This is a genomic window from Streptomyces sp. NPDC037083 (genome assembly GCF_055606485.1).
The window spans coordinates 559,041-570,762 of record NZ_JBVJSQ010000003.1 but is presented as its reverse complement, the minus strand read 5'-3'; the positions used below and the strand labels follow the sequence as shown (position 1 = coordinate 570,762).

Annotated in this window: 9 protein-coding genes; 2 read left to right on the top strand and 7 right to left on the bottom strand. The window is 72.7% G+C overall.

Annotated elements, in window-relative coordinates:
* Positions 1–28 precede the first annotated feature (28 nt).
* A complete protein-coding gene (locus ACZ7DE_RS11105; RefSeq protein WP_470759656.1) occupies positions 29–1,216 on the bottom strand; it encodes a cytochrome P450 in 1,188 nt (395 codons plus the stop codon).
* Between the two features lie 174 nt (positions 1,217–1,390).
* The gene (locus ACZ7DE_RS11100) at positions 1,391–2,908 is read right to left on the bottom strand and encodes a hypothetical protein (RefSeq protein ID WP_470759654.1); all 1,518 of its coding nucleotides are present in this window, start codon (positions 2,906–2,908) and stop codon (positions 1,391–1,393) included.
* A gap of 387 nt (positions 2,909–3,295) precedes the next feature.
* Between ACZ7DE_RS11100 and ACZ7DE_RS11095 the strand changes: the two genes are divergently transcribed.
* Together ACZ7DE_RS11095 and ACZ7DE_RS11090 are read left to right on the top strand one after the other, a co-directional pair.
* Positions 3,296–3,868 carry a dihydrofolate reductase family protein gene (locus tag ACZ7DE_RS11095; RefSeq protein WP_470759652.1) on the top strand — a complete coding sequence of 191 codons (573 nt, stop codon included), beginning with the start codon at positions 3,296–3,298 and terminating at the stop codon, positions 3,866–3,868.
* 168 nt (positions 3,869–4,036) lie between these two features.
* On the top strand, positions 4,037–4,741 hold the full coding sequence (locus ACZ7DE_RS11090) for a GAF and ANTAR domain-containing protein (RefSeq protein WP_470759650.1): 705 nt from the start codon (positions 4,037–4,039) through the stop codon (positions 4,739–4,741).
* Between the two features lie 168 nt (positions 4,742–4,909).
* Here ACZ7DE_RS11090 and ACZ7DE_RS11085 read toward each other — a convergent pair whose 3' ends face one another.
* The 5 genes from ACZ7DE_RS11085 to ACZ7DE_RS11065 form a co-directional block, all read right to left on the bottom strand.
* The gene (locus ACZ7DE_RS11085) at positions 4,910–5,272 is read right to left on the bottom strand and encodes an STAS domain-containing protein (protein WP_470759648.1); all 363 of its coding nucleotides are present in this window, start codon (positions 5,270–5,272) and stop codon (positions 4,910–4,912) included.
* A complete protein-coding gene (locus ACZ7DE_RS11080; RefSeq protein ID WP_470759645.1) occupies positions 5,269–6,558 on the bottom strand; it encodes a PP2C family protein-serine/threonine phosphatase in 1,290 nt (429 codons plus the stop codon). Before ACZ7DE_RS11080 ends, ACZ7DE_RS11085 begins: the two co-directional genes overlap by 4 nt.
* 8 nt (positions 6,559–6,566) lie before the next feature.
* On the bottom strand, positions 6,567–7,370 hold the full coding sequence (locus tag ACZ7DE_RS11075; RefSeq protein ID WP_470760098.1) for an alpha/beta fold hydrolase: 804 nt from the start codon (positions 7,368–7,370) through the stop codon (positions 6,567–6,569).
* 228 nt (positions 7,371–7,598) lie between these two features.
* Complete coding sequence (locus ACZ7DE_RS11070; protein ID WP_470759643.1) at positions 7,599–9,875, bottom strand: S9 family peptidase; 2,277 nt, start codon at positions 9,873–9,875, stop codon at positions 7,599–7,601.
* A complete protein-coding gene (locus ACZ7DE_RS11065) occupies positions 9,848–11,632 on the bottom strand; it encodes an N-acetylglutaminylglutamine amidotransferase (RefSeq protein ID WP_470759641.1) in 1,785 nt (594 codons plus the stop codon). The genes ACZ7DE_RS11070 and ACZ7DE_RS11065 overlap by 28 nt, the downstream gene beginning before the upstream one ends.
* Positions 11,633–11,722: the final 90 nt, after the last annotated feature.

The following is an 11,722-nucleotide window of genomic DNA, read 5'->3' as shown; positions in this document are numbered from 1 at the left end:
GCCCCGCCCACCGCGGCGCGGCCGCCCGTCACGTCGCCCTGCTCGCGACGAGCCGGACGGGGACCTTTGCGTACGTGTTAAGGATCGTGTTCTGCGCGATCACCGGGTCGCCGGTGAACTCGAAACGCTCCACGGACTCGAGCAGCGCGTGGATCAGGGCGTGCAGCTCCATGCGGGCGACGCCCTGGCCGACGCAGTTGTGCGCGCCGTGCCCGAACCCGAGATGGTCGAGCGGATTGCGGCGGAGGTCGAACTCGTCCGCGCGTTCCCACTTCCGCTCGTCACGGTTCGCGGAGGCGAACAGCGCCCACACCCGGGCGCCCTGCGGGATCGTCACCCCGCCCAGCTCCGTGTCGCGCGCCGCGACGCGGGTGAGGCCCCGCACGGGAGTCTCGAGCCGGAGCAGTTCGTTGATCGTCGAGGCCACCAGAGCGGGCTCGGCGCGCAGCGCGGCCCAGTGGTCCGGGCGCTCGGCGAACAGGACGAGCAGATGGCCGATGGCCGCGGCCGTGGTCTCCAGCGACGGCCCGATGAAGTCGACGAGGAGGAGCGGGCACTTCTCCTTGGCGATGACGCCCTGATCGGCCGCATCGAGCATGGCGGCTCCGGGGCTGTGGGGCGCGAGTTCCCTGTTCGCCGCGAGCTCGTGGGCGAAGGCGAACAGACGCTGTGTCATCTCCATGTTGTGCGGGGTGCGTTCCGTGACCGGACCCAGCAGGTCGTTGCCCACCTGTCCCCACGCGTAGAGGTGTTCGCGATTGCGTTCGGGCAGTCCGAGGTAGTCGGGGATGACCAGCATCGGCATCGCCTGGGCCAGCTCGGTCACGCCGTCGATCTCGCCCCGGGCGACGACTTCGGCGACGAGGTCGCGCGCCTTGCCGGCGATCTCCTCACTGCGCGCCCGCAGGGGTCCGGGCCGTAGCCCCGCCCCGACGACGGAGCGCAGCACGTCGTGCTCCGGGGGGTCGCTGACGAGGGTGACGCCCCGCATGATCCGGTTGACATCGGGATTGAATCCCACGCCCTCGCCCGAGAGGAAGGCGTCGTGGTCGGCGAGCACGGCCTTCACCTCGTCGTACCGTGTGATCGCGTACACGTCCGGTTCGCGCAGCCGGACGACGCCGCCCAGCTCCCGCAGGCGCCGGTACTGCTCGTAGCGAGTGGGCCGGTCCGAGGTCGCGAACATGTCGATCTCTGTCGTGGGTATGACGGCCACGGGTTCCTCCTTGAGCGTCGCCGAGGGAACCGGCGCGCTCCTTTTCGTGGCCGGGAACGACACGCCTCCCCCTTCTTCGCTTCCTCGTTCGAGCCGAACACATCCTCCTGATCTTGCTCTGCGGACGTGGCCGCAAAACCGTTCACGGTGACGGCCGGCCGGCCCCCTCGTCGGTCACGGCCGCGGGACGAGATCCGCCATCACGGCCGGGGGAAGCGACGGGTTGGCGACCGCCGCCTCCGCCACCCGCGGGTCGTCGTCCGTGAGCAGGTCCACGATGACCGGCGGCGGGAGGGCGGGATGGCCGGCCGCGAGGGGCCGGGCGTGGCTGTCCGCCAAGCAGACGAGCAGGGCCGGCGCCGTCGCGTTCCGGTGCCGGGCGACCTCGCGCAGGGCCTTCGGCACCGGCGGGTCGTGCCGGGTCAGGCTCTCCAGCAGCACCGCGCTCGCGTCGGGGTTGGCCGCCACCCTGGCGAGGACCTGGACCCCGAGCCGGTCGACCATGGCGCGCAGGCGTGCTTCCGTGAGACCCGGGTGCGGCGCGATGGACTTGACGACTTTGGCGTCGGGGTCGTCGGCCAGCACGTCGCGGATGTGCGGCGGCAGATCGCGTCGTTGGGCCAGGAGCATGCGCGCGGCCGGGTTCGGGGACCGGAGCAGGTCGTGCACCTCGGCGGGGGACGCCGCCGCGATCCGCGGCAGGAGGGTGGCGCCGATCCGGGCGGAGCCCGCCAGCCGGGTGAGCACGTCGAGCGGAACGCGTGGATTGTGGGCGAGCCTGCGCCGCACGTCGTGGGTGAGGTCGTCGGCCAGTGTGCGGATCAGGTCGGCGTCGATCGCCGGGTTCTCGGCGAGGTCGGCCCGGATCCCGGGAACCTCGTCCACGGCCAGCCGCCGGTACACCGCGGGGGGCAGTTCCGGGCGGCCGGCGAGCGCCCAGCGCAGGTACGTCGACGGGTGGTCCGCGAAGCCCACGACGGCTTCGGCGGGTGTGGCCGGGTTCTGTAGCGCCGCATGCCGTATGCCGTGTACGGCGAATTCGTGGGACCCGTCGCAGGAGGCGCCCGGAGGCAGCTCACAGTCGGGCCGGGGGCACGACGACGCGTGCACGAACGGCGTCGCCTCCACGTCGCAGACCAGGCAGCGCCGCGCCGGAGGCAGTCCCTCGCCGGTGAGGAGCGCGGCGAGCACGTCCGGCGGCGTCGCCTCGTTGGCGGCCACCGACCGGCGGACGTCGGTGTGCGGATGGCTCGCCAGCCTGGCGGCCATGTCCGGTGCGGTCCACAACGCGAGCTCCGCGACGACGCGTACGTCCTGGTCCGCGGCGAGCACCTCCACCACGTCGGCCGGCAGACCCGGGCAGGCGGCCAGCTTCTCCCGGCGCTCCGGGCTCGGATCCGCCGCGAGGAGAGGCGCCCACTCCGGGTCGCCGGCGCGCTCGTCGAGCAGGGCGAGGGCGGTGCCGGGCTGTGCGGCGGGATCGACGTCGGCGGCGGTCAGCAGGCCCTCGTACGCGAGCCGCACACCGCTGTCCTCGACGCGCGAGGCCAGCGCGACCGCCTGGGCGCGGCTGAGGTCCGCCCGCCCGGATAGGTGGAAGGCGATGTCGTCGTCCGCGACCGCGATCAGCCGGCCCACCAGCTCGGACGACAGGGCGGGGTTGGCGGCGAGCCCGCACAGGAGATGGTTCACACAGGGCATCCTGCCCGGGACCGGGACCCGTCGGCCTCGGATTTTCGACGCCCGCCTGACACTGCGTCAAGGAGCGCGGGCCTCCGGCCGGGACTACGAGGGGGCGCCCCATGGGCCCGTCGGAGCGGGGCATTGCGGATTCGGCAGCGGTATCCCGTCGAATCCGAGGATCTGGATGCGCCGCCGTCCCCTGGACCGCCGCCGCATGCGAGCGCCTCCGCGGGGCTGAAGCGACGAGTGTCGCCGGTTCACCGCGTGGCGGCCGATGAGTTTCGCCGTGACCGGTGGTCAGAGATCATGCTTGGTGCGCCGCAGCCCGCGGACACGGGCCGAGCGTGCACCGACCGAATCCGCTGAGAACCGACACGAGACACCGAGGAACCCACGATGCGTACCTTGATCAGCACCGCCTTCATCTCGCTCGACGGCGTCGTGGAGGCCCCGGGCGGTGAGCCCGGCTACCGCAACGCCGGCTGGACCTTCAAGGACGTCGAGTTCCTGCCCGAGGCGTTCGAGATCAAGGGCCGGGAACAGCAGGAGGCCACCGCGATGCTGCTGGGCCGGGTCAGCTACGAGGCGTTCAGCCCCGTGTGGCCCGACATGGAGGACTTCGCCGGTTACAGGGCTATGCCGAAGTACGTCGTCTCCACCACCCTCGGCGAGGACGACCTGGTGTCGAACTGGGGCGAGACGACGATCCTGCGCTCTCTCGACGACGTCGCCGCGCTGAAGGAGGGCGAGGGCGGCCCGATCATCGTCCACGGCAGCGCCTCCCTGAACCAGTCCCTCTCGGACGCCGGCCTGATCGACCGTTACCACCTGCTCGTCTTCCCCCTTCTGCTCGGGGCGGGCAAGCGGCTGTTCAGCGCCACGGACAAGGACGCGCAGAAGCTGAAGCTCGTCGAGCACCAGGCCTACGCCAACGGTCTGCAGAAGAACGTGTTCGACGTCGTGCGCTGACGTCGGTCCCGAGCACCGCCCGGCCCCGCTGCCGCGCCGAGGGGCGCCGGGGCGGACTGTGCCCGGCTTATTCCCGTCGTCCCCCGTTCTCCTCGTCTGCACCCGTCATCGGCACCGCGGTGAGACCACGTGCCAAGCTGGGTACGAGGTGTTCTTCAAGGAGGTCGAATGGTGGAGGACGGTGTGGACTGGGGCCTGTTCGCCCAGCAGATGGCGTCGATGGCGAGGGACCTCTCGGCGCAGGAGTCGGTCGGCGCCACGCTGGAGCGGATCACCGCATCGGCCACCGAGCTGGTGGAGGGCTGCGACGAGGCCGGCATTCTCGTACTGCACGCCACGAAGGCGGAGACCCTCGCGCCCACCGACCAGCTGGTCGTCGAAAGCGACCGGCTGCAGGAGCGGCTGGGCGAAGGGCCCTGCTTCGACGTCGCCCGCCATACGCAGGGGGAGCGCGTCTTCCGCATCGCCGACCTCACGGCCGAGCAGCAGCGCTGGCCCGCGTACGCTCCGCTGGCCCATGCGCTCGGCGTGGGCAGCATGATGGGTTTCCTGCTGTTCACCGACGACGAGGACCTCGGCGCGCTGAACCTCTACTCACGCAAACCCGGCGCGTTCACCGAGGTCAGTGAGCTGGCCGGCTGGCTGCTCGCCTCGCACGCCGCGGTCGCCTTCTCGAGCGCCCGCACCCATGCCCAGATGGAACAGGCCGTCGCCACCCGCCACGTCATCGGCGAGGCCATGGGGATCCTCAGGGGCAGCATGCACCTCTCCGAGGAGCAGGCCTTCGACGTGCTGCGGCGCTACTCGCAGGAGAACAACGTCAAGCTCCGCGAAGTCGCCCGCCTGATCTGCGAACGGGGCCGTCTCTCGTGACGCCGGAGGGGCGGCTCCCCCGGCACGCTGTCTGAACCAGAGAAGCCTGGACCGGGTCAGCCCCATGGGTATGCCGCTGAACCCAGCATGCTCACCAAGTCCCCTGTCCCAGCTCCCTCACACCCGATTCCTGGTCAGGCTTCGTTTCCGGGCCACGCCCGGGGGGTGTCATCCGGGCGGCGTCGAGCTGGACCGGGCGTCGGTGGCGGACTGCGCGTCGGGATGGAGGGTGAAGACCTGGTCGAGCCCGACGATGCGCAGAATGCGCAGGGTGTTGTCCGGGACCGCGGCCAGAGCGATGTCGGCCCGGGCGGCCGCCGCGTGATTGCGCGCCGCGATCAGGGCGGTGATGCCGCTGGAGTCGCAGAACTCCAGCCGTGACAGGTCCAGGACCAGGCGCTGGCCGGGACGCAGGGCTGTCCGGGCGACGCGGTCGCTCAGCGTGTGGGCGGTGGCGTAGTCGAGGTCACCGACGATCTCCAGCACGGGGCCGGTTTCCGCGTCGCGGGCGGCGATCTTCACAGTACTCATCTCGGGTGATCGGTTGCGGGACGGGATGGCGGACGGGTGCCGGGGACCCCTATGGCGAGCAGCGCGGTGTCGTCGTCGACTCCGTCGCCGAGGCCCTCCAGCAGGCCGCTCAGCGCCTGGACCATCTCATCGGGTGAGGCGCCGGCGTGGCCTTCGACGAAGTCGCGCAGGGCTCCGTCGCCGTACAGGGCGGCGCGGTCGGGTCCGGTGCGCGCCTCGGTCAGGCCGTCGGTGTACAGCAGGAGCGTGTCACCGGGGCCGAGCGTGGTGGTGGCGGGGGTGAAGGATGCCTCGGGCAGTGCGCCGACGAGGAGCCCTCCGGGTGTGGGAAGGAAGTCCGTCTCACCGTCGCCGCGGATGACGAGGGCGGGCGGATGGCCGCCGGAGGCCAGACGGACGGCGACGCGCCCGGTGTCCGGGTCGGGGGTGAGGATCCCGAAGATCGCGGTGCAGTAGCGGGGGTCCCCGCCGGTGTAGCGCTCGTGCAGCACCGTGTTCAGGGTGGTGAGCGCGGTGACCGGGTCGGGGTCGTGCAGCGCCGCGGCCCGCAGGGTGTACCGGGTCAGGGAGGTGACCGCCGCGGCCTTGGGCCCTTTGCCGCAGACGTCGCCGAGGAAGAACGCCCAGCGGGCGCCGTCCGCGGCGAAGAGGTCGTAGAAGTCGCCGCCGAGCCGGTCCGGGGCGGCGGTGTGGTAGTACGTGGCCGTCTCCACGCCCGGCACCGCCGGCAGGGTGGCCGGCAGGAGCGACTGCTGCAGTACGGCGAGGGCCTCTTTCAGACGGGCCCGGTCGGCTTCCGCCTGCTGGTGCGCCCGCACCGCTTCCTGCTTGCGGCGCAGCAGTTCCTCTTCGTAGGCACGGCGGTCGGAGGCGTCGAAGACGGTCGTGCGGATCAGCAGCGGCTCGCCCTCGCTGCCGTGCTTGACGGCGGAGGAGACCAGGACCGGCAGGCGGCCGCCGCCGGCCTTCTTCATCTCCAGCGCGATGCCGCTGATCTCGCCCTTCATCTGCAGCAGCGGCGCGAAGTGCGTCTCGTGGTACAGCCTGCCGCCCACGGTGAGCAGCTCGCTGAACCGCATGCGGCCCACCACGGCCGAGCGCTCCAGGCCCAGCCAGCCCAGCAGCGTGGCGTTGATCTTGGCGATGGTGCCGTCCATCAGCGTGGACAGATACCCGCAGGGCGCCGACTCGTACAGGTCCTCGACACTGTCCTCCAACAGGGCGGTGAACGCCGCATCGGTCGACGTGGCGTCCTCCGCGCCGTAGGACTCGGCGTTGTCTCCCATGGGGCACATCACCGCAGGCCGCGCAGGAAGTCCAGGACCGCCGCGTTGGTGGCCTCGGGCGCCGACAGCTGCGGGCAGTGCCCGGTGGCGGGCAGCGTCACCAGGGTGGAACCGGGGATCTGGGCGTGCACGTACGCGCCGACCTCCCGGGGGGCGATGACGTCCTGGGCGCATTCCAGCACCAGGGTCGGCACCGTGACGCCCTTGAGGTCGTCCCGGGAGTCGGTCAGGAACGTGGTCCTGGCGAAGACCCTGGCGATGTCCGGGTCGGTGGCGCAGAAGCTGTTCGTCAGCTCCTCGCCCAGCTCCGGCCGCTCGGGGTTGCCCATGATCACCGGGGCCATCGTGGTCGACCAGCCCAGGTAGTTCGACTCGAGGGACGCCAGCAGCTCGTCGATGTCCTCGGCACTGAAGCCGCCGCGGTAGCCGTCGGAGTCGACGTAGCACGGGGACGGGGCCACCATCAGCAACGATCCGATCCGCTCCGGCGCCGCCCGCGCGGCCAGCACGCCGACCATGGCGCTCACCGAGTGCCCCACGAAGGCCGCCCGGCGCAGGTCGAGCTCCTCGCAGACGTCCACGACGTCCTGTGCGTAGCCCTCGAGGGCCGAGTACCGCTTCTCGTCCCACGCGGTCAGGTCCGATCTGCCCGAACCGACGTAGTCGAACAGCACGACCCGGTGGTGCTCCGCCAGCGCGGGCACCGTCAGCCGCCACATGTTCTGGTCGCAGCCGAACCCGTGGGCCAGCACGACCACCGGTCCGTCCGGGCGGCCGGTGATCCGGACGTTGTTCCTGCGGCGGATATCCATGCGCGTCATCCTGCCATCACCGTTCCCCGCTCCCGTACGCCGTCCTGCCGGGCCGGGCCGGGCCCGCTTTCGGCCCCCGGTGGCCGCGCCACTCCGCCGGGGCGTGGGGGCGGACGCAGGGGCAGGAGGCGGCGCCCGACCTCCCCAGGCATGGCGCCGTCTCCTGCCGACTCGCTCCGATTACCCCGAGGTCCGCGCTCTACGCGTGCCTTTTTTCGGATGCGTGGGTCATGGGCGCAGGTGGCGTTCCAGCCAGTCCGCGGCGCTGCGGCGGAACAGCCGCCGGTTGTCCGCGCGCAGGAAGTCGTGGCCCTCGTCGCGCAGGGTGAGCAGTTCGGCGGGGACACCCCGTTCGCGTGCCGCCCGTACGAACTGGTGGGACTCCTGCGGCGGCACGTTGGTGTCGTGTTCGCCGTGGACGGCCAGCAGCGGGACCCGCAGCGCGTCGACGCGGTTCATCGGCGACAGGGCGCGCAGCAGCTCGCGGTCGTGTTCGGGGTGGCCGTACTTGTGCGCCGCCGACTCCGCGAGCCAGGGCTCGGTGCCGGAGAAGAAGGTCAGCAGGTCCGACATGCCGCAGACGGCGACCCCGGTGCGGAACAGTTCGGGGTGCCAGACGAGTGAGGCGAAGGTCAGATAGCCGCCGTAGGAGCGCCCCATGACGGCCAGCCTCGTCGGGTCGGCGGGGCCCGCGGTGACCGCGTGGGCCGCGCAGTCGGCGACGTCGTCCAGCGCGGCGAAGCGGCCGGCCCCCAGGTCGGCGTCGACGAACGAGCGGCCGTGGCCGGAGGAGCCGCGGACGTCGGGGGCGAACACGTCCAGGCCGCGCCCGGTGAGCTCGTGGTAGAGCGGATGGAAGACCGGGCGTTCCTGCTCCTCGGGGCCGCCGTGCAGGTGGATGACGCAGGGCGCCGGCTCGCCCGGGGGACGTCCGGGCGCCCTGTAGTACCAGCCGCTCAGCGGCAGCCCGTCCCGCGCCGTCAGACGCACGGGGACGGGGCGCACCGGCGGACGGCCCGGCGGGACGGCGTCCTCGTCCAGCGAGGACCAGGGGGTGCGCAGCAGGGACACGCCTTCGTGGGCCCACCACACGCCGGGCCGGCGTTGCGACCCCGACACCGCGAGCAGCAGACGCCCGGCGCCGGCCGCGGTGACGCGGGTGACGACCTCGTGGGGCAGGGGGACGGGCCGTGCCGGGCCCGCGCCGTCGGGCGCGGGTCGCCCGCTGAGCCGCGGCGCCGGGGTGGTCTCGACGAGTTCCAGCTCGCTCGCGCCCTGGACGTTCCAGGCCAGGGCCGCGGTGCGGCCGTCGTGGGCCAGGGTCAGAAGCTCCAGGTCGTTGTCCGGCCGCTCCGCGACGACGGACGTGCCGCAGGGCGCGCCGTCGGCGTCGAGAGCCACCGCGAGGAGCGCCGCGTACTCCCGGTCGACGTTGCTGCGCAGCCACAGCGTCCGCCCGTCGGGAGAGAACCTGCCGATCCACGGGTCGCCGTCGGCGACCGGCAGGGCGAAGGTCGTCGCCGCGTCGTCCGTGCGCCTGACGACGGCCTCGCGCCGGCCGCGCGGCCCCCGGCGCAGCAGCACCAGCGCGCCGTCGCGGCTGAGGTCGCAGGCCCGCAGGGTGGCCGCGTGCGTTTCGGTGGTGAGCAGCGCGGGCGAGTCGTGACCGTCGGGATCGATCAGGTAGACCGACAGTCCGCCGTCGGGGCGCACGGCTCCCGCCGCGGCCGTCGCGCCGGGCCACGCGGCGCCCGGCTCCGGTCCCGCTCCCGTCGCGGCGTCGTACGCCACCTGGCCGAGGAGCGTCGCGGACCCGCCCCGGTCCGCCCAGCCGGCGGGCGGAAGGGCGCTTTCGGGCGGGCTGTCGCCCGGGCCGTCGGCCGGCTGCCGCCCGGGGCCGTCGCCGCGGGGGCGGACGGCCGGCGCGGCGACCGTGACGGCGAGGGCCGAGCCGTCGTGCGCCCAGCAGCCCAGGTAGGCGGTGCTGTCCGGGTCGGCCCCGGCCAGGACGCGCCGGCCGGTGCCGTCGGGACGCACGCACAGCACCCGAGAGTGCTCGCCGCCGCCCGGCGCGGTGGTGTACGCGATCCAGCGGCCGTCCGGCGACCAGGCCACCTCCGTGACGGGGTCGGGCGACGAGTCGAGCAGCCTTACGTCGCCGCCGTCGACCGGCCCGGCCCAGAGCTGGGGGACGCCTCCCCGGTCGCAGATGAAGGCGGTCTCGGCGCCGTCGGCGTCCGCGGAGGGGTACCAGCAGCCGTGGGCGCGCAGTCGGCTCACGGCGTCCCGTGGGCCGGCCGCGTCGGGCAGCGGCACCGGTACCGGGGCTGCGGCGTACGCGGCGGCGCGCGGGTCGGCGTCCGCGGAGGAGACGTCCGCGGGGGGCGTGCGGGTCGCCCCCAACGTCACCGTCCGGGCGTCGAGGGGCGCCTGGGCGGACGCCGTACCGTGCGCGGTCCGGCTGCCCCGATCGTAGGTCACCTGATTCCGTGCGTCTGCAGCCATATCTCCAGCAAAGCTACCTGCCACAGGGCGTTCGCTCCGCGCCTGGTCCGGCAGGCGTCGGGGGCGGCGAGGAGCTCGGCCACGTACGCCTCCTGGAACAGGCCGCGCCGCGTGGCCTCGGGGGACTGCAGCGCCTCCCGCACGCGCTGCAGTACTGGACCGGCCATATGACGGATCGCCGGGACGGGGAAGTAGCCCTTGGGGCGGTCGACGACCTCGCGCGGCAGGAGCTTGCGGCCCGCCTCCTTGAGGACGCCCTTGCCGCCGTCGGCGAGTTTGAGTTCCGGCGGGCAGGCCGCGGCCAGCTCCACGAGTTCGTGGTCGAGGAACGGCACGCGGGCCTCCAGGCCCCAGGCCATGGTCATGTTGTCGACCCGCTTGACCGGGTCGTCGACGAGCATGACGTGCGTGTCCAGCCGGAGAGCCGCATCCAGCGCGGTCTGTGCCCCCGGCGTCGCCATGTGCTCGCGGACGAAGCGGTCCGAGACGTCCTCGCGCGCCAGCATGTGCGGCTGGAGGATGCGGGCGAGGTCGGCGTGCGGCCGGTCGAAGTACGTCGCGGCGTACTGCTCGGGCTCGTCCTCCCGGTCGACCGCGGCCAGCTCCGGATACCAGTGGTAGCCGGCGAACACCTCGTCGGCGCCCTGCCCGCTCTGCACGACCTTGACCTCCTTCGACACCTGCTCGGACAGCAGGTAGAAGGCGACGACGTCGTGGCTGGTCATCGGCTCGCTCATGGCGGCGATCGCGCCGTCCAGGGCCGTCGACACCCGGTCGGACGGCACCATCAGGCGGCGGTGGTCGGTGGCGAACTCCCGGGCCACGAGATCCGAGTACCGGAACTCGTCGCCCTCCTCGCCGCCCTCCGACTCGAAGCCGACGCTGAACGTCATCAGGTCACGCTGCCCCTCGTCGGCCAGCAGGGCGACGATGAGGCTGGAGTCGAGGCCGCCGGAGAGCAGGACGCCGACCTGGACGTCGGAGACCATCCGGCGCCGCACGGCCGTGCGCAGCGCCTCCAGCACCGCGTCGCGCCACTCGTTCGCGCCCATGCCCGCGTGCTCGGCCCGGCGCGTGTAGGACGGCTGCCAGTAGCGGTGGTCGCGCTCGGCGCCGTCCGGCTCGACGACGCGGACGGTGGCCGGGGGCAGTTTGCGCACGCCGTTGAGGAGGGTGCGCGGCGCCGGGACCGTGGCGTGCCAGCTGAGGTACTGGTGCAGCGCCGTCGGATCGAGCGAGGTGTCCACGTCTCCGGCGGCGAGGAGGGCGGGCAACGACGAGGCGAACCGCAGCCGGCCGGGTGTCCGGGACAGGTAGAGGGGCTTGATGCCCAGACGGTCGCGGGCCAGCACCACGCGGCCGGTCCGGTGCTCGACGAGGGCGAAGGCGAACATGCCGTAGAAGTGCTCGACGCAGGCGGTTCCCCACTGGCGGTAGGCCTTGAGCACGACCTCCGTGTCGGAGGTCGACTCGAAGCGGTGCCCGAGGCCCCGCAGCTCCTCGCGCAGTTCCCGGTAGTTGTACACGCAGCCGTTGAAGACTCCCGTGACCTCGCCCGCGGCGTCCGTCATGGGCTGGGCCCCGAGGTCCGACAGGTCGATGATCTTCAGCCGTCGGTGCCCCAGCGCCACCGCGCCGCGCGTCCAGACTCCCTGGCCGTCGGGCCCACGAGCGGCGAGACGTTCGCTCATGCGTCCGACGGCCGCCGGATCAGGGCGCCTGCCGTCGAAGCGGATCTCTCCGCTCAAACCGCACATGGCGTGTCGCCTCCCTTCTCCTTACCGGCATAGGCCTGAGCCGTGCTGCTGGACATGAAAAACCCCTTCTGAGCGGTTAGGTGAGAGACA

Excerpts from the sequence above, each read along its gene's own strand:
- ACZ7DE_RS11095 (WP_470759652.1), top strand. The coding sequence starts at position 3,296 with ATGCGTACCTTGATCAGCACCGCCTTCATCTCGCTCGACGGCGTCGTG.
- ACZ7DE_RS11090 (WP_470759650.1), top strand. The coding sequence starts at position 4,037 with ATGGTGGAGGACGGTGTGGACTGGGGCCTGTTCGCCCAGCAGATGGCG.
- ACZ7DE_RS11085 (WP_470759648.1), bottom strand. The coding sequence starts at position 5,272 with ATGAGTACTGTGAAGATCGCCGCCCGCGACGCGGAAACCGGCCCCGTG.
- ACZ7DE_RS11080 (WP_470759645.1), bottom strand. The coding sequence starts at position 6,558 with ATGGGAGACAACGCCGAGTCCTACGGCGCGGAGGACGCCACGTCGACC.
- ACZ7DE_RS11075 (WP_470760098.1), bottom strand. The coding sequence starts at position 7,370 with ATGGATATCCGCCGCAGGAACAACGTCCGGATCACCGGCCGCCCGGAC.
- ACZ7DE_RS11070 (WP_470759643.1), bottom strand. The coding sequence starts at position 9,875 with ATGGCTGCAGACGCACGGAATCAGGTGACCTACGATCGGGGCAGCCGG.
- ACZ7DE_RS11065 (WP_470759641.1), bottom strand. The coding sequence starts at position 11,632 with ATGTGCGGTTTGAGCGGAGAGATCCGCTTCGACGGCAGGCGCCCTGAT.